This is a genomic window from Falsochrobactrum ovis (assembly GCF_003259955.1).
GTDB lineage: Bacteria > Pseudomonadota > Alphaproteobacteria > Rhizobiales > Rhizobiaceae > Brucella > Brucella ovis_A.
Genome location: NZ_QLMK01000003.1, coordinates 161,924 through 180,520 on the forward strand (window position 1 = coordinate 161,924; position 18,597 = coordinate 180,520).

The following is an 18,597-nucleotide window of genomic DNA, read 5'->3' on the forward strand; positions in this document are numbered from 1 at the left end:
TAATAACGAGACTGATTAAAGTTTAGGCTCGGTGAGATCTTTGCGCCGAAGCCAGGAAAGATAGAAAGGCGCTATGCGCCGAGCAATTTTGTGAAACGGTAAAGGTGCCGGTTCGCTAAGCGGTAATGCAAGCTCCTGCACCGGCTCGCCGTCAATTGCCCGCGCAATTTCCCGGCCAAGGGCCGTGCCGAGCGCAACCCCTCGGCCATTGCAACCAATCCACGCCCAGCCATTTTGTCCCAGCTTATGCACGCGGGGAAACCTATCCCATGTCATGCCGATATATCCGCTCCAGACATGGGTAATTTCCGGTTCGCCAAGTGCGGGAAACGCTTCAGCCAGATTGCGCGCTGTCTTGCGCTTGACGCGTTCTGCAACATTATAATTGCCCATCACCACCCCGCCAGTAATCAATCGATTACGTGCATCATAGCGGAAGAAACGCAAGTCACCACGCGTATCAGAAACCGCCTGCCGGCCCGGCAAGATGGTTGCGCGCAGCTTATCGCTCAAGGGCGTGGTTGCCATCTGCCATGAAAGCACCGGCACTATGGTGCGCGCAAGACGGGGAGCCAAGCTTTCGCGCAACTCTCCAGTATAGGCATTTGTCGCCAGCAAAAAGCTCTTGGCTCGTAAGCTGGCTTTATCGGTTTGAACAATCCAGCTATCGCCCATCTGTTTGTAAGAGGTGACCGGGCTTTGTTCGTAAATTATCGCGCCATGGCTTTCGACGGCTGCCGCCATTCCACGCGCAAGCGCAAGCGGATTAATATGACCTCCGGTCGGATTGAACATGCCGCCATACCAAAAATCACTACCGAGCAATTTTTGGGTAGCTTCCCGGTCTAAAAATTCAGCCGGAAATCCAAAACGTTTCCAGGCTTCTACCCGCATTTGCGACAGTTTCACCCGGCCCGGCGAATGGGCGGGCTGGAACCAGCCATTCTGCTCCGCTTCGGCCTGAATATTTTCTTCCCGCACGATTGCAAACAGAATATCGGCACTGTTTCCAATCAATTTGGCAAATCGTTCGCCCGCCGCTCCGTAGCGCTGGGCGATTGCATCAGGTTCAGCCGCAGTCATGGTTGGAATGACCTGACCATTATTGCGCCCCGACGCGCCCCAACCAACCGCGTTGCCTTCAAGCAAGACCACGCGCTTGCCTCGCTTGGCGAGATGAAGCGCTGCCGAAAGGCCGCTAAAACCACCGCCGACAATGGCAACTTCTGCCTCTACATCTTGTGTGAGCGGCGCTGTAATTTTACGTTCTGGCGCTGTTGCTGCCCAGATAGACGGCGGAAAAGTAACGTTCTGCATTGATCAGCTGTTCTCACTCGCGCTGTTAATATGGGGTGGTGTCCATTCCTTGCCGGGAATTGAAGCCAATAATCTTTGCGTATATTCGGCCTTTGGATTGGCGAAAACTTCCGCAGTTAATCCTGCTTCGGCAATTTCGCCCTTAGACATGACGATAATGCGATCACAAAGCTGGGCCGCAACGCGCAAATCATGGGTGACGAATAATAAAGACAGATTTAGCCGCTCACGAAGCTCCGCTAATAGCCGCAAAACCTGCGCCTGAACCGAAACATCGAGCGCTGAAACCGGCTCATCCGCAACGATTATCCGCGGCTCCAATGCTAGCGCGCGCGCAATGCCGATACGTTGACGCTGGCCGCCGGAAAACTCATGCGGAAAGCGATCAGCCGCCGCTGGGGAAAGCTCGACCAGCTCTAGCAATTCCCGGGCTTTTTCATGCGCTTGGCTTTTGGGCACTCCATGAACAATAGGCCCTTGCGCAATCAGGTCAATCACCCGTCGACGCGGATTGAGAGACGCCATCGGGTCTTGAAATACCATTTGAATATTCTTGCGCATTGAGCGCAATTCACGCGGGCTAGCGCTTAAAAAATCCTTGCCGTTCACTTCCACCTTACCGCTATCGGCTTCGAGCAAACGGGTCACAATGCGCGAAACGGTCGTTTTTCCAGAACCACTTTCACCAACCACGCCCAGCGTTTCGCCCTGACGCAGTTCAAAAGTAAGATTTTTAACCGCAGCCACTGCACTGCGTTTTCCTGAAATCAGCCCACCGCGTGCCTTAAATGTTTTTTGAAGATTATTCGCTTTCAAAATTACCGGCTGGTTTTGAGCAATATCAATCGGCTTTGGCGGAGTGAGCGAAGGCACTGATGCTATCAATGCCTGTGTATATGGGTGTTTGGGATGATTGAGCACTTCCTGCGCGGTGCCGTGCTCCACGAGTTCACCAAGGCGCAACACTGCAACACGATCAGCAATTTCGGCAACCACACCAAAATCATGGGTAATAAAGAGAATGCCCGTGTCATGCTCTTTTTGCAAGTCACGGATCAATTTGAGAATTTGTGCCTGCGTCGTCACATCAAGCGCTGTGGTTGGCTCATCTGCAATGATCAAACGGGGCTTTAAGATCAAAGCCATTGCGATCATCACGCGCTGGCGCTGGCCACCAGAAATCTGATGCGGATAGGCATTATAGGCAGATTCTGGGTCGGGAATTTTCACCTCATGCAACATTTCCAGCACGGCAGCCCGTCGTTCTTTTCGACCAAGCTTCGTATGCAGCCGGAGCACTTCATCAATTTGCCAGCCAACCGTTTTTTGCGGGTTAAGGGCCGTCATCGGCTCCTGAAAGATCATGCCAATCCGATCGCCGCGCAGTTTTTTCATTTCTGCTTCGCTAAGCGAATAAAGATCGACTCCTTCAAGCTTGATGGTCCCATTGGTGACGCGCACATGCGGCTCCGGCAGAAGCCGCATGATCGCCCCAGCGGAAAGCGATTTGCCCGACCCGCTTTCGCCAACAAGGCAAACGACCTCGCCTGGGTGAATGTTTAGCGTCAGATCCTGCAAGGCCAGCGGACGATCCGCACCTTTAGGCAGCGCAATTTGCAGATTTTTAATTTCCAGAACCGATGAATTAGTCATTTTTTCTGCCTTGGATTAAGCGCATCATTCAATCCCTCACCAAGAAGGCTGAAAGAAAGAACCGTCAGCAGAATTGCAATGCCCGGAATAACCGAACAGTACCAATCAGAACGCAATACTGCGCGCCCCTGCCCGATCATATTGCCCCAGCTTGCATAGTTAGGATCACCAAGTCCCAGAAATGCCAAACCGCTTTCCATTAAAATGGAATTCGCCATCACAACCGATGCAAATACAATGACGGGCGGCAGGGCATTGGGCAGAATCTCACGGAAAATGATCGAAATATTCCCCACGCCCAAATTCCGCACAGCATCGACAAATTCACGCTTACGCAATGCAAGAAACTCAGCGCGCACCATACGTGCTGGCGCAGTCCAAGACACAATGCCAATGCAAATGATAATATTTTCAATCGACGATCCGAAAATCGCTACGAGAGCCAAAAGCAGCACAAAACTGGGAACGGTTTGGAAAGCTTCGGTGATACGCATCAACACGTCATCAACCCAGCCACCATAAAAACCCGCGACAGCGCCAATCAAAACACCGATGAAAATCGAAATCAGCGTTGCCACAACCCCAATCAGCAAGGAAATGCGCGCGCCGTGAAAGATGCCCGCCATAATATCACGCCCCAGCTGATCTGTTCCCAGTGGAGTAGCCATATTTGTAAACGGCCAAACAAGCGGGTTGCCTGCGCGTCGCAGAGGGTCACCGGGCGTTATAATTCCTGCCAGAACAGCAATCGCCACCACGATGATGAAAATCATCAGGCCAAGCACGGCAGCGCGGTTTCTACGAAAGCGCTGCCAAAGAATTTTGGCCCGCGAAACTTGCGGTGCGGAGAGCGTAAGATCCTGATTGCTCATGACAATTCAATCCTTGAATCAAGACGCGCATAAATCAGGTCGGTGATGAAATTGACAATCACCACAAGCACCGAGCAGAGGAAAATAATGCCCATTAATGTATTGAGATCGCGTTTGATGACCGACATATAGGCGAGCTGCCCGAGGCCCGGTAAAGAAAAAATCGTCTCCACCACAACAGAACCGCCAAGTACTGTTGAAAATTGTAAACCCAGCAGAGTAACAACCGGCAATAACGCATTGCGCATGATGTGATGGAACATCAATCTTGCGCCGCTCGCTCCTTTGGCCCGGGCCGTGCGCACATAATCAAGCCCTTCAACTTCCAGCACGCTGGTGCGCATGAGGCGCATATAGAATGCAAGATAAATCAGCGATAGCGCAGTCGCCGGCATAATAAGATGTAGTGTAATGTCCCAGACATTCTGCCAACCGGTATAAAAGCCACCAATCGTTTTATAGCCACCAACGGGAAGCCAGCCGAGTTTGACCGAAAAAACGAACATCAAAATAAGGCTGAGGAAAAAGCTTGGCATTGCATAAAAGATCAGGCCAAGCGTGGAAATTGCGTTATCCGTCAGCGAATAGGCGCGCCGTGCAGCGATAGCACCGAGTGCGACGCCAAAAATAAAAGCCACAGTCAGGGCAGATAGCATCAATAACAGTGTGGGCACCAGACGGCTCAAGAGTACGTCAAGAACGGGGAGCTCATAGACGTGCGACCAGCCGAAATCGAACTGCGCCAGCTTGCTCATATAACGCCAAAGCTGCACCCAGACCGGCTGATCAAGGCCATATTCCGCGCGCAACCGTTCGACGAATTGCGGATCCGCTCCGCCCATATCGCCCACAAGCGCGTCTACTGTGTCGCCGGGCGCCAGTTTGATCAGCAAAAACGACCCTATCATAATCAGTAGAATGACGGGTATTGCCTGTAAAATTCGCCGCAGTGCAAATGTCAGGATCGGGGGCAACGCCATTGCGAACTATCCTGCAAAATATTCCAAAGCATATGCTGTGCTCGCTCAAAAATAACCGCTGCCGGACCGTCCGGCAGCGGTGAGATTAATTATTGTTCGATCCAGAGATCATACCAGCTCGAAGAATCCCAACGCGGTGTGTTGTGATGATTCTTGAGCTTTTTGTTCGTGACCCCAACAAAAGGATGCTCAATCGCAAAGATTACTGGCAGCTCTTCCATGCTGAGCTTCTGGATCTGATGGTAAAGCTCCGCACGCTTTTCCGGGTTAAGCTCGGTTGCAGCCTGATCAATCAGATTGTCCATCTCTTCGGATTTATAGTCGAACTGGTTGGACCAGGCTGTGCCCACAGGCGCACCGGACCGCAACCAAACCGTCGTTGAAACAGCTGGGTCAGCGCGAAACTGGTGCCAGCCATTGGCAGTATCAAAATCATGGTCACGATAGACGCCATTGAGGAAACCCGGCGCATCATTGGTCAGCAACTCGACATCAATACCGATTTCCTTCATTGCCTGCGCATAATATTCAGCCCAGAGCTGAGTATATTCGCCCCATGGAGCCGGACGATGCCGCAGTTTGAAGCGGATGCCATCGGGTCCGACCGGATAGCCAGCTTCATCTAGCAATGCTTTGGCTTTTTCTACGTCATATTCATAAACGCGAACATCGTCAGTATAGTTGGCTCCGCCGCTGCTGGGGATCGGGCCGCGTCCGGGTTTGGCATAGCCACGCATGATCGTGTTGATGGCAAAATCAATATCAAGCCCGTGATAGATGGCCTGACGAACCTTCAAATTGGCCAGAATTGGATTACGCCAGTTAAATTCAACGGTCGAATGCGCAACATTGTTTTCGAAACCCTGAGTGCCCGTATCAAAACGACCATCTTTTTGCAGCCGCTCAGTATCCGACATAGAAATGCCGTTAAATGCAGTCTCCATCATTTCTTCGGCTTCGAGCGCCGCGGCGGCGGCGGCTTTATCTGGAATAAAGCGCCAGATAACACGGTCGAGATATGGATATTGCTCTCCGCGCCAATAATCGTCATTGCGCTCAGCAATGATGTGCTGGCCCCGCTCATACTGCACAAACTTAAACGGACCCGTGCCGACTGGCGCGGCATTATATTTATTCTTGAGAATATCAGTGCCCTCATAAAGATGCTTGGGCACTGGATGACCAAGATCCGGCATCGCAGCGACCAGCAGTTCGAGCGGCATAGGTTTTGAATAGCGGAAAACAGCAGTGTGCGGATCAGGGCAGTCAACCGCTTCTAAATTTGCCTGCAATGTCGTCGAATAGTTAAGCAGCGTCTTCCACATATTCATTGCGGTGAAAGCTACGTCATCGCAGCTAAACGGCTTGCCATCATGCCAGCGAACATTTTCGCGAAGCTTGAAAGTAATTTCCTTACCATCATCAGAGGAGGTCCAGCTCGTGGCCAGAACTGGCTCGTAGCCTTCATAGCTCTTATCGATCAGAGGCTCCATAATGCGACCCGTGATCTGATAAACACCCGTTGATGCGCGCAATGCTGGGTTGAGCACGCCCTGTTCGGTATTCATGTGGACAATGACCGTTCCGCCACGCTGCACTTCTTCCGCATGCGATGCAGTCGCAGCGACCGAAAAAGCAGCGAGTAAAACGCCAAGGCCAACTATTCTATTCTGCATTTTTATTCCCCTGAAGTCGGTTGAGGTAGGGCTGTTTAGCTTCTTTTCCCGCAACTCACATTATTGTTCAAGGCCCTGAAAATAAACGTAAAGCGGCTTCTTTTGGCAATGGCTCTCAATCTGCATTGCGTTGCCACAATAAACAGCGATTCAGCGAATTCAAACTAATATTATCATAAAAATTAGAAAAATTTATCATCGCAACATTGTGCAAACATGCCAAAGTAATAGTGTGCAGCGTTGTGGGATATCTCCGCTGACGGGGGACTCACGTTAAAGTGGGAAATCGCTGCGAACTTAAAATCAGGAATATTGCTCAGGTTGTGCTGAAAGGAAGTTTGATGACGCATCCGGTTAAAGGCATTGATCACGTCTATCTTCTGGTAAAAAATTTGGAAGAAAGTGCTCAGCGCTATCGTCAATTGGGCTTCACTCTTAGCCCGCGCGGCCTGCACAGCAAAGAAAAGGGAACCGGAAATTATACGATCATGTTTCCGGAAGATTATTTTGAGCTTCTGGGCATTGTTAACGAGACCGACGGAAATATCCATCAACGTAATAAACTAGCCTCGGAAGGTGAAGGGCTTCACGCAATAGCTTGCCGCATCGACAATGCGCAAGATGCAAAAACCCAGCTTACCGCTTTATGCTTTCATACCGGCGAAGTGGGTGCATTTGCACGCCCGGTAACGCTATCGGATGGTAAGGAAAGTGTGGCGGCTTTTGAAACCGTTTCCTACGATCAAAGCGAAGTGCCGCAAGGCATGGTATTCATGTGCCAGCATAAAACCCGCGAGACTGTCTGGCTGCCTGAACTGATCAAACACAGCAATGGCGCCATAGGGCTTTCCGCCATCATTGCGGTTTCGGCCGATCCCGAAAAAACGGCTCAAGGCTTTGCGAGATTGTTTGCTGATGGCAAGGTAGGCAAAGCGGATGGCGAATGGAGAGTGTCCACGGGCGCCAATTCGGCTGACCTCATCATTGTTGGCGCACAACGCGCAGCGGAAATTTATCCTGATGTTGATTTCTCCAACACGCCCTCAAATGCTTTTGCAGCACTTCGGATCCGCGTTAGTTCGCTGGCGGAAGTAAGCGCGGCTTTGGATAAAAATGAGGTGTCTTATCTAAAAACCGACGCTGGAATTGCTGTTTTGCCAGAAAATGCCTCCGGCACGATTTTGGAGTTTTCAGAACATTAAATTAATCGATGCAAGCTTGTCAGAATCGGAGATCCGGCATTAGCAATTAACGCTTTAGCAAGGACGACCGACTATCTCAGCCAGAGGCTGGCGGCGACACTTCAATACATAAAGTAAACAGGCCGGTTTGAGGGGTTGAACGACCAAGCATGGCCATGACCCGGCCTGGCCAACGACCAATCCTAGTATCGCATGGGCGTGGGTTGAAAACTAAGCGGCACTTAACCTGATAAAAACGCGGCATAAGCATTCATCTTCATTCGATTATGCAAACTGAATTACAATAGCGCAGCAGAAGGGAAAAAAACCAGCAAAACCCAGATGCTTGTAATCGGATACCTTCAAACGGGAGAAAACTACTTTGGCATTCGGCCGTCAGTCCCTACCACCACTTAATTCGCTTGTGGTCTTCGATAGTGCAGCTCGGCTCGGGAGTTTTTCGCGCGCAGGTTTAGAACTGGGCCTCACCCAGAGCGCTGTCAGTCGACAAATCGGCAAGCTCGAAGCCTTTATCGGCTCGAAACTGTTCAACCGCCTACCTGTGGGAGTGCAGTTAACCGCCATCGGGGAAAGCTATGCCTCGGAAGTAAGCCGCCTTTTAGGAGATTTAAGCACGGTGACCGATGGCCTGCGGGCATGGAGCGGGCCGCGACAGATCACCATCGCCTGCTCGCGCGGAATTGCCGACCAGTGGTTTCTTTCTCGAATAAGTCGGCTGAAGGCAGAGATTCTAGGCATTGAAATTCGGTTACGTGTGACGGATGGCGTCGCGCATTTGCGGCTTGATGAGTTCGACCTTGCATTGTTCTACCGCAAAGAGCGCCCTATCGGCGTTAATCTCACGGTGCTTGGTCGAGAAGAAGTCGTACCGGTATCAGCGCCGGGAACACCCAATATTATGGAGCAAGAAGCGCCTGTTCTGCTCGCCATTGAGGATGCGATGCGCGAATGGCAAGGATGGTCAGAATGGTGGCATGACGCCAGACTTTCACCACCGCCCGGCGTCCGAGAATGGCGCCTCGGTGATTATGGTCTTTGTGTCGCTGCGGCAACGCAGGGCATCGGCATTACTCTCGGCTGGACATGGCTTATCAAGGAGCAGCTCGCGAATGGCACATTAGTCCCGGTTCACAGTCATATGATGCGGTCGAATGCCTATTTCTACTTGATGCGACCAGCCGATAGACATCAGCGCAAAATTGTGCGCGAAGTGTCGGACTGGCTCATTGCTAGCAATGGAGCAGATCCGATCACATAGGATGACCGGATCCGCCTCGCGTCTCATTCTTGCGGACGAGTGGTGCAAGGCCGCGACCCCATGCGAAAGCGGATATATCCGACAATCGTAATGACGACCCAGGCTACTTGCGAAATGAACGAACCGAGATTGAAATTCCAGATAAGCGAATAGATCAAGGCGAAACCACCCAGAATATTCAGCAGCGGAATAATCGGATCGTCAACGGAAAAGATACGCAATTGAATCAGCGCATAGCCAAGAACGTAAAAGAACGCGCCCACCAAGCCAATAACGTCTGGCAAACCCATTTTCGATCTCCAAGATCACCTAAATCTGGGAAAGCAGGGGACAACTGCTCTTGCGAGAAAACACCCTGCCGGTCCTATTAAAGGTTGCTTTAGATCCTGTTCACGTAAATGCCAAGACACACATTTCGCATGGGGGTATGCTTAAAAGTCATACCTAAAAACTGACCATACTCCCTTGAAAACAAAGGGTATAGTCATCTACCATACTCGCCAAAACAAATAAGCTATGATTTTAACACAGGGGTACATAATGTCTGAGCAAAAGAGCCAGTTTCAGTTGACGCGTCGTTGTTTCATGGCGGGTACAGCTGGTCTTGGACTGGTGGGCATCACCGGCATGAGCGGTCTGATTACATCGCCCGCTTCTGCAGCAGAGGATGGTGCACCCAAGAGAGGCGGAGTGCTCAAACTTGGCATCGGTGGCGGCAGCACTACTGATAATTTCGATCCGCGTCTTCTGAAAGATTGGGTTCCGGTTGCTCAGGCTTACATGCTGATGAACGGCCTTGTCGAAATCGACTCCAATAATAATGCAGTGCCGGAATTGCTCGAAAGCTGGGAGCCATCAGCCGACGCCAAGGAATGGACCTTTAAAGTTCGCCAGGGGGTAACCTTCCATAACGGCAAGACACTCGACGCCGATGACGTCATCTATTCGATCAACCTGCATCGTGGCGAAACCGTCTCTGGCGCTCGTTCTCTCGCCTCGGAATTTACCGACGTTGCCAAGGTCGATGCAGCTACAATAAAGATCACATTGAAGAGCGGCAACGCCGATTTGCCTTACATTCTGTCCGATTATCACTTCCTCGTAATTCCTGAGGGCTGGACGGATTTCAACAAGCCTGTCGGCACCGGACCTTTCGTCTTTGAGCGTTTTCAGCCCGGTGTGCGTGCACGTTTCACGCGCAATGAGAGCTATTGGAAGCCGAATACAGCCTGGGTCGATGCGGTAGAAGTTATTGTCATCAATGATGTGTCCGCGCGTACCAACGCCATAATGTCCGGTCAGGTTCACGCCATTAACCAGCTCGACTTCAAGACCGTCGATCTGCTCAAGCGCAATCCAAACCTCAATATCGTCCAGTCCTCTGGCGGCCAGCACTTTTCTTTCCTGATGGATTGCACGCAAGCGCCATTTACCGACAACAATATCCGCCTTGCTATCAAGCACGCCATCGACCGAGAGCAGCTGCTCAAAACTGCTTTGCGCGGTTATGGCCGTCTGGGCAACGACAATCCGATCCCAAGCGCCGACCCTTACTTCGACCTCTCGCTTCCGCAGCGTGCTTATGATCCCGAAAAGGCCAAGTTTTATCTCAAACAGGCTGGCATGGATTCGCTGAAAATCCAGTTATCTGCCTCCGATGCCGCTTTCACAGGTGCTGTCGATGCAGCGGCAATTTTCCGCACCGCCGCAGCCAAATCGGGCATTGAGATCGACATTAAGCGCGAGCCAGCCGATGGGTATTGGGATAATGTCTGGATGAAAGCACCGTTCTGCATGTCTTATCGCGGTGGTCGTCCAACCGCCGATCAGGCCCTGTCGGTCGCTTATGCTTCGAATGCATCGCAAAACGATACACATTGGAAGCGAGCTGATTTCGATGCCAAGCTGCTCGAAGCTCGTGCGATGCTCGATCAGGAGAAGCGCAAGGAAATTTACGCCGAATTGCAAGCGATGATCAGCAATGATGGCGGCGCACTTATCCCCATGTTCGGCGATTTTCTCGACGCTACATCCAAGAAGGTCAAGGGTGTCACTCCCCATCCGATGTTCAATCTGATGGGTGCGCGCCTTGCCGAAAAAGTCTGGCTGGAAACATAAATGTTCGCTCTCATTATCAAGCGTATGGGGCTTGGACTCCTCACGCTGTTCCTCGTGTCGGCGTTGATTTTCGCCGGCACACAGATCCTGCCGGGGGACGTGGCTTCGGCCATTCTCGGCCAGAATGCCACACCAGAGGCGCTTGCCACGCTCCGCGAAAGCCTCGGTCTCAATCAACCGGTGCTCACCCGCTATTTTTCGTGGCTGGCTGGTTTTGTGACGGGCGATCTTGGCACTTCGCTAGCCAATCAGCAGCCGGTTGCCGATCTCTTATGGCCACGTTTCTGGAACACAATGGCGCTTGCGGCCTTTGCGGCGGTCATCAGTGTCCCTATTGCTATTCTCTTGGGCCTCATCACTGCGGTAAAGCGCGGCGGTCTCTTCGACCGCGTTGTGAATATCGTGGCGCTTGCTTTCGTTTCGCTGCCTGAATATTTCCTTGGCCTATTGCTGATCCTGTTTCTGTCGATCCGCTTCAACCTACTGCCGAGCCTTGCCGACACATATCAGGGCATGACAATCGTCGAATGGATCCGGGCCACTGCCTTGCCCGCGCTGACACTGATTCTGGTGACGGTGGCTCAAATGATGCGTATGACCCGCACCGCCGTTTTGTCGGTCATGGATCAGGCCTATGTCGAAACAGCCTATCTGAAGGGACTGCGCACCAAACGCGTTGTGACCAAGCACGCCCTGCCCAATGCGGCAGCACCTATCGTCAATGTGGTAGCGTTCAACATCGCTTACCTCATAACCGGTGTGGTGCTGGTCGAAGCAGTATTCAACTATAACGGCCTTGGCCGCTTCATGGTGGACGCTGTTTCCAAGCGCGACCTTCCACTGGTGCAGGCAGCGGCCCTCGTCTTCGGTGCGGCCTATGTCATTCTTAATATCATTGCCGATGTCGCTGCCATCGCGCTCAATCCGCGCCTGAGGCACCCACGGTGAAGTCAATGAAAAAATCTATCCCTCTGACGGCGTGGATTGGCCTCGCCATCGTCACTCTTTGTCTCTCGATGTTTCTGTTTGGACCGCTGATTGCGCCTTATGGTCAGGAAGAAATCGTCGGCGCACCGTTCGATCCGCCATCGGCGCAGTTCTGGTTCGGCCTTGATCAGAATGGCCGCGACATGCTCTCGCGCTTGCTTTTTGGCGCGCAAATGTCGATTGGCGTCTCACTTGCTGCGTCTCTTTTGTCGTTCACAATCGGCGTGCCACTCGGCTTTCTGGCCGCTATTTTCGGCGGCTGGGTCGATACGATCTTGTCGCGCATCGTTGATACTGTCATGTGCATTCCGGTACTCATCTCGGCGCTCGTCATCCTGCAGGCGCTCGGGTCGTCGCTGCCGGTGCTAATCATTACCATCGCATTGCTCGATTCCACCCGCGTATTCCGCCTGGCACGCATTGTGGCGCAGGGCGTCAACGTGCTGGAATATGCTGAAACCGCCCGTCTTCGCGGCGAAGGTCTCGGATGGTTGATCTGGCGCGAAATCCTGCCGAACACGCTGCCGCCGCTTATAGCGGAATTCGGTCTGCGTTTTTGCTTCACCTTCCTTTTCGTCGCTGGCCTGTCGTTCCTCGGCCTTGGGATCCAGCCACCATTTGCGGACTGGGGCGGCATGGTAAAGGATAACCAGCAGGCTATTCTCTACGGTCTCTACGCACCGCTTTTCCCCGCGGCTGCGATCGCCATCCTCACCGTTGGCGTCAACCTTGTCGTCGACTGGCTTCTGGCCGAACGCACGACCACGCAGGGAGCTGATCGATGAGCAAGGATATCGTTCTTTCAATTTCCGACCTTGTGGTCAACGCACCCAATGGCGCAACGCTCGTCGACCATGTCGATGTGACGCTGAAACGGGGTGAAGTGCTTGGCCTCATCGGCGAGTCTGGGGCGGGCAAATCTACCATTGGCCTGGCTGCAATGGGTTATGGCCGCGGCGGTTGCAAAATCGCTAGGGGAACAATTGTCGTTGACGACATTTCGCTGATGGAGGGTACTCGCGCCACTCGCGAAAAAGTACGTGGCGCACGCATTGCCTATGTCGCGCAGAGCGCGGCAGCCTCATTTAATCCGGCGCATCGCATCGGCGACCAGATCATGGAAGGCCCACTCTATCATGGCCTTATGACCAAAGCGGAAGCAAAGGCATGGATGTTGGAGCTGTTGCATACATTACAGCTTCCAGATGCCGATACCTTTGGCGATCGCTATCCACATCAGGTTTCCGGAGGCCAATTGCAGCGGGCTATGGTCGCGATGGCGATGTCCTGCCGTCCTGATATTTTGGTGCTGGACGAGCCAACCACCGCTCTAGATGTGACGACGCAGATCGAAGTGTTGGCGCTCTTACGTAGCTTGATTCAGCGTTACAATACCGCCGCGCTCTACATCACCCACGATCTTGCAGTCGTGGCGCAGATTGCCGATCGCATCATGGTTCTGCGCCATGGCAAAATGGTCGAACTTGGCTCTGCCGAAGAAATTCTCGAAGCCCCCAAGCAGAATTACACCCAGAGGCTGGTTTCCGAACGGAAAGCTAGCATTTCCGGTGAAAGGGCCGAGCACAAGTCCGGCGAGATTCTACTCGAAGTGAAGAATGGAACTGCTTATTACGGCAAAAAATGTGTTCTGAGCGATATCAACTGCTACATCCGACGCGGCGAAACGCTGGCTGTCGTCGGAGAGTCCGGCTCCGGCAAATCCACGCTCGCTCGTGTTATCGCTGGCCTGCCACCACATTCAAGCGGCATTATCACGCTCGGCGGACAACGGCTCGCCGATAGTTATAAGCAGCGCAGCCGTGAAGAATTGCGCCGCATTCAACTGGTTTACCAACTACCTGACGTGGCGTTGAACCCCCGACAGACTGTTGGTGAAATTATCGGTCGGCCGATGAAATTCTATTTCGGCATGAATGAGGATCAGCGCGAGATTGAGGTCAAGCGCCTGCTTGAACTCATCGGCCTGTCTGCAGATTTCGCCAATCGTCTGCCCGGTGCGCTTTCCGGCGGACAAAAACAGCGTGTTTGTATCGCCCGCGCGCTGGCGGCCAAGCCCGATCTCATCATCTGTGATGAAGTCACCTCAGCGCTTGATCCGCTCGTAGCGGAGGAAATCCTTCAACTTCTGCGCAAGCTGCAAGACGAATTGCACGTGTCATATCTCTTCATCACCCACGACCTTGGGGTCGTCCGTCGGCTTGCTGACCGCACCATGGTGATGCAGAAGGGAAAGGTCGTTGAAACCGATACCACCAAGGCAATCTTCGAGCCGCCTTACGAGCCTTATACGCAGCAGCTCATCACATCCGTTCCGGAGATGCGCCGCGACTGGCTGGACGACATCTTAAAAGCTAGAGCGTCTATCTGAGCTGCCAGCCGATCTATCGATACGGCGCGAATGCCGCATCATAATTCTTGTTAAAAATGGGACCAATCATGACCGTAAAAGTCACCGAACATCTATGGATCACTCTCAAGGATGGAACCCGCCTTGGTGCGCGCCTGTGGCTGCCTGAAGACGCGGAAGAAAATCCGGTTCCTGCGGTGCTCGAATATATTCCATATCGCAAGCGCGATGGCACGCGTGGCCGCGATGAGCCGATGCATGGCTATTTCGCGCAGAACGGCTATGCCGCAATCCGCGTCGACATGCGCGGCACGGGCGAATCCGACGGCCATATGGCTGATGAATATATCCAGCAGGAACAGGATGATGCGCTCGAAGTCATCGCCTGGATCGCAGAACAGCCCTGGTGTAACGGCAATGTCGGCATGATGGGCAAAAGCTGGGGTGGTTTTAATGGCTTGCAGGTCGCAGCTTGCCGGCCACCGGCTTTGAAAGCGGTCATTAGCGCCTATTCGACCGATAACCGTTTCCGTGACGACATTCACTATATGGGCGGTTTGTTGCTAAACGACAATCTATGGTGGGGCACGATCATGCTCGCCTATCAGGCGCGTCCGCTTGATCCGGCAATTGTTGGCGCGGGCTGGCGCGATGCATGGATTGAGCGCCTAGAGCGTTTACCGTTCTTCCCTGCCCTATGGCTCGAACATCAACGTTACGATGAATATTGGAAGCACGGCTCAATCTGCGAAGACTGGTCTGCTGTTCAGTGCCCGGTTCTAGTGATTGGCGCATGGTCCGACAGCTATACCAATGCAGTTCCACGCCTGCTTGAAAACCTGCAGGTTCCTGCTCGGGGTATTATCGGACCATGGGGCCATGTCTATCCCCAAGACGGACTTCCGGGACCGGCAATTGGCTTCCTTCAGGAGGCGGTGCGCTGGTGGGATCAGTGGCTCAAAGGCAAAGACACCGGTATTATGGATGAGCCGAAACTGCGTGCCTATATCTGCGACACTATTGAGCCGACCGGCTCGCGGGACTTTACCAATGGCCGGTGGGTAGGCGAAAAAAATTGGCCATCGACCGAAATCACGCCAAAGTCTTTTGCGCTTGGCGCTGACTTCACGCTGGGCAAGGCCGATGCAGCCAAGGGTGTACTTTCAATTTCCTCACCAAACAGCCACGGCAAGGCCGCTGGTGAATGGATGGCTACAAGTTGCCCCGGCGAAAACCCGACCGATCAACGTCTCGACGACGGCGGTTCGCTTAACTTTGATACCGCTGTTCTAACCGAAGATCTCGATATTCTCGGCGCACCGGTCGCACATTTGAAATTTACCGTCGACCAGCCCATCGCTCAGATTTCGCTGCGCTTGAGCGACATTCTCCCGGATGGTCGCATTACGCGTGTCAGCTATCAGGTATTCAACCTCAACCACATCAACGGCCATGACAAGCCGGAAATGCTGGTGCTAGGCAAATCCTACGAAATCGCAATCAAGCTCAACGATAGCGGCTATAGCTTCAAAAAGGGCCACCGCATCCGTTTGTCAATCGCCACTGGCTATTGGCCAATGGTCTGGCCATCGCCGAAGCGTGTCACGCTTACGCTTGACACCGGTGCGTCGGGCCTTGATCTGCCTGTGCGTCCACTATCTGCCGATGATGCAAAGGTTACTTTCCAGGAGCCGGTCAACGGTCCTGCAACGCCGATTACCCAGCTTGATCCGGGCAGCGTTCGTCGATGGACAATGCAGGATCACGTCACCGGCGAAACGCTTTATGTAACGGAAGGCATAGGCGGACTGTTCGGCGAAGGTATCTTGCGGTTTGATGATATTGGTACCGAACTGAGCCACAGTCTCAAGCGCGAACTGCGGATCAAGGACGACGATCCGTTGTCGGCGAACTATGTCCTCACCCAGCATTACCGCATGGGCCGCGAAGACTGGATGATCGATATTGAGACTACCACGAAGATGCATTCAGATGCTGAAAACTTCTATATTTCCGGTGTTCTGACGGCCAAGGAAAATGGCGAAGCGGTCAGGACCCGTGAATGGACCCAGACCATCCCACGCGATCATTTATAATAAGTACTACGCGTCAACCCGTTTTACGGGTTGGCGCTTTCAACGCTGCGATGTTGATGCTTGAGAAGCAAAACATGAGCGCAGCAATCAGAGCGCGCGAGATTTCTATCCAAGTTCTCAGCGCAACTGAACATGTTTTCTATGGAAAAAGGGCCGTGATCCCCGAGCGTGCTGGGCGTAGTCTGTGTTTGATGTTGCCACTGCGTGGAAGCGTAATCTGTGGATCGTTCTTTGGCCTTATTAACGCAGTTCGCGGGGCGTGTGCTGCGCCGTCCAATCGGGCGGCGCTGACAGCCCGTGCCAATTCTGCGGCCATAGCCAAGAAGGTCCGACCTTGCACTATCATCGTAGCCACACCGGCGGCAGCAGGGTAACGATCTTTATTCACGAAAAATCTAATATAGCTGTCCGCTCACGCAGTAATGGCTAGTAAGATAAGTGCTTGTGATCTGGCAAGGAAACTTTTAAATTAATAAAATTGCTGTTGGGGTAGTTTGTACTTAATTCTTAGCGCCCGTTAAGGCCTGTCTGGTAATTGTTCCAGGCAGATTAAAGATTTTCATCAGGGGGGAAAATTCATGTCTTTATCTTTGATCACCCCTGTCGAGCAGCAAAAGCCTAATAATCAGGCCGCCGACATTCCGCTGATCCTTGATCTTGATAACTCTCTGCTACGAACAGACGTTTTATACGAACAGGTGCTGGCCTTCCTCAAAGAGAATCCTTTGCGGATTTTCCTGATGCTCCATTGGTTGTTAAAAGGCCGAGCCTATCTCAAGCAGCAACTTGCTCGGTCGATTGAGATTGACGTGTCGCGGCTTCCCGTCAATCAGGAACTTGCTAATTATGCAAAGGCTGAGCACGATAAGGGGCGCATGGTCGTGCTCGCGACAGCAGCGGATTTTCAGATTGCAAAACGGGTGGCAAAGCGGTTCGGTTTTATCAACCATGTTATAGCGAGCGATGGTAATACCAATCTCAAAGGCGCAGTGAAGGGCGCGGCGCTTACCAAAGCTTTTCCGCAAGGGTTCACCTATGCGGGAGACAGTAAGGTCGACTTGGCGGTTTGGGAAAAAGCCAGCCGCGCGGTGCTGGTCGAGACGAGCGGAAGCGTGACGCGGCGCGCCAAACGAACGGTTGAGATCGAAGCTGCATTCGCCCCCAAGTTTGGGGTGCACGCCTTTCTAAAAGCCACGCGCTTGCATCAATGGGTCAAAAACGCGCTGGTGATCGTTCCACTTATTTTGGGAGGAAAGATGTTTGTAGCCGAGGCATGTCTCAATGCTGGCCTCGCCTTTCTTGCGCTGGGGATTCTGGCCTCCACTACTTATCTCGTAAATGACCTTTGGGATATTGAGGATGATCGGCAACATTGGTCGAAACGAAACCGACCCTTGGCAAGCGGGGCTATGTCTATCAAGACGGCGGTCTTGGCCATACCGACTGGCCTGATCTTAAGTTTTGCCATTGGCGCAATCGCCGGCCTTCCAGTCGTGGCGGTGCTTGCTGCCTATTTGGCGCTTACGCTCGGCTATTCCTTTGCGTTCAAGCGCAAACCGATATTGGATGCGTTTATCCTGGCGGTGCTGTTCACGCTGCGTCTGGTTCTAGGCATTGTGGCCGTAAACGTGCCGCCTTCGCCTTGGTTGCTCGTGTTTTCGATGTTTTTATTCGCGTCGCTTTCCTTCGCTAAGCGGCAAACGGAAGTGCAGCGTATGATTGAAAAGGGCCACGATATCGACAAAAAGGTTGCAGGACGTGGGTATTTTGCCGCCGACCTGCCATTCATTCTTGGAATGGGCATTTCTTCGAGCATGGCTTCGGTGCTGATTATGGTGCTCTATCTGACCAATGATGCTTTGGTTGCCGATTTTTATGCAAACTCGGTGTGGCTCTGGGCGATCCCCCCGGCGCTGTTCCTCTGGCTTTCGCGTATCTGGATGATTTGCCAGCGTGGCGAATTGAACGACGATCCGGTTGTTTTCGCACTCCGCGATCCCAAAAGCCTCGTCATTTGCGGATTTGTCGGCATTGCTTTTGCCATGGCTTGGGCGGGAATCCCCTTCTAAC

The 18,597-nt window shown here is 52.7% G+C and carries 15 protein-coding genes; 9 read left to right on the forward strand and 6 right to left on the reverse strand.

Features of this window, described 5'->3' with window-relative positions:
• Positions 1-15 precede the first annotated feature (15 nt).
• The 5 genes from C7374_RS06360 to C7374_RS06380 all read right to left on the reverse strand — a co-directional run bounded on the left by C7374_RS06360 (position 16) and on the right by C7374_RS06380 (position 6,498).
• Positions 16-1,317, reverse strand: a complete 1,302-nt coding sequence (locus tag C7374_RS06360) for an NAD(P)/FAD-dependent oxidoreductase (protein ID WP_111574772.1) — start codon at positions 1,315-1,317, stop codon at positions 16-18.
• Between the two features lie 3 nt (positions 1,318-1,320).
• Positions 1,321-2,970 carry an ABC transporter ATP-binding protein gene (locus tag C7374_RS06365; RefSeq protein ID WP_111574773.1) on the reverse strand — a complete coding sequence of 550 codons (1,650 nt, stop codon included), beginning with the start codon at positions 2,968-2,970 and terminating at the stop codon, positions 1,321-1,323.
• Positions 2,967-3,842, reverse strand: a complete 876-nt coding sequence (locus C7374_RS06370; RefSeq protein ID WP_111574774.1) for an ABC transporter permease — start codon at positions 3,840-3,842, stop codon at positions 2,967-2,969. The genes C7374_RS06365 and C7374_RS06370 overlap by 4 nt, the downstream gene beginning before the upstream one ends.
• Positions 3,839-4,822 carry an ABC transporter permease gene (locus C7374_RS06375; protein WP_111574775.1) on the reverse strand — a complete coding sequence of 328 codons (984 nt, stop codon included), beginning with the start codon at positions 4,820-4,822 and terminating at the stop codon, positions 3,839-3,841. The genes C7374_RS06370 and C7374_RS06375 overlap by 4 nt, the downstream gene beginning before the upstream one ends.
• 89 nt (positions 4,823-4,911) lie before the next feature.
• Positions 4,912-6,498, reverse strand: a complete 1,587-nt coding sequence (locus tag C7374_RS06380; protein ID WP_111574776.1) for an ABC transporter substrate-binding protein — start codon at positions 6,496-6,498, stop codon at positions 4,912-4,914.
• Positions 6,499-6,839: 341 nt separating this feature from the next.
• On the opposite strand from C7374_RS06380, the gene C7374_RS06385 reads away from it, so the two are divergent.
• Together C7374_RS06385 and C7374_RS06390 are read left to right on the forward strand one after the other, a co-directional pair.
• Entirely contained in the window at positions 6,840-7,700 is an 861-nt protein-coding gene (locus C7374_RS06385; protein ID WP_111574957.1) for a VOC family protein, read from the forward strand.
• Positions 7,701-8,061: 361 nt separating this feature from the next.
• Positions 8,062-8,958 (forward strand): LysR substrate-binding domain-containing protein, encoded by an 897-nt coding sequence (locus C7374_RS06390; protein ID WP_111574777.1) that lies wholly within the window; start codon positions 8,062-8,064, stop codon positions 8,956-8,958.
• Between the two features lie 23 nt (positions 8,959-8,981).
• On the opposite strand, the gene C7374_RS06395 is transcribed toward C7374_RS06390, so the two are convergent.
• Positions 8,982-9,248 (reverse strand): CBU_0592 family membrane protein, encoded by a 267-nt coding sequence (locus C7374_RS06395; RefSeq protein ID WP_111574778.1) that lies wholly within the window; start codon positions 9,246-9,248, stop codon positions 8,982-8,984.
• A 250-nt stretch (positions 9,249-9,498) separates the two neighbouring features.
• On the opposite strand from C7374_RS06395, the gene C7374_RS06400 reads away from it, so the two are divergent.
• The 7 genes from C7374_RS06400 (at position 9,499) to C7374_RS06430 (ending at position 18,596) form a co-directional block, all read left to right on the forward strand.
• Positions 9,499-11,076 carry an ABC transporter substrate-binding protein gene (locus tag C7374_RS06400; RefSeq protein ID WP_111574779.1) on the forward strand — a complete coding sequence of 526 codons (1,578 nt, stop codon included), beginning with the start codon at positions 9,499-9,501 and terminating at the stop codon, positions 11,074-11,076.
• Entirely contained in the window at positions 11,077-12,024 is a 948-nt protein-coding gene (locus tag C7374_RS06405) for an ABC transporter permease (protein WP_111574780.1), read from the forward strand. It abuts the gene before it with no gap.
• Between the two features lie 5 nt (positions 12,025-12,029).
• Positions 12,030-12,848 (forward strand): ABC transporter permease, encoded by an 819-nt coding sequence (locus C7374_RS06410; RefSeq protein WP_170130216.1) that lies wholly within the window; start codon positions 12,030-12,032, stop codon positions 12,846-12,848.
• Positions 12,845-14,452, forward strand: coding sequence for an ABC transporter ATP-binding protein (locus tag C7374_RS06415; RefSeq protein ID WP_111574782.1), 1,608 nt, complete (start codon positions 12,845-12,847; stop codon positions 14,450-14,452). The genes C7374_RS06410 and C7374_RS06415 overlap by 4 nt, the downstream gene beginning before the upstream one ends.
• Before the next feature lie 68 nt (positions 14,453-14,520).
• Positions 14,521-16,527: a CocE/NonD family hydrolase gene (locus C7374_RS06420; RefSeq protein WP_111574958.1), complete on the forward strand. Its 2,007-nt coding sequence runs from the start codon at positions 14,521-14,523 to the stop codon at positions 16,525-16,527.
• 74 nt (positions 16,528-16,601) lie between these two features.
• On the forward strand, positions 16,602-16,901 hold the full coding sequence (locus C7374_RS06425) for a hypothetical protein (protein ID WP_146612711.1): 300 nt from the start codon (positions 16,602-16,604) through the stop codon (positions 16,899-16,901).
• A 204-nt stretch (positions 16,902-17,105) separates the two neighbouring features.
• Positions 17,106-18,596, forward strand: coding sequence for a UbiA family prenyltransferase (locus C7374_RS06430; protein WP_111574784.1), 1,491 nt, complete (start codon positions 17,106-17,108; stop codon positions 18,594-18,596).
• Position 18,597: the final 1 nt, after the last annotated feature.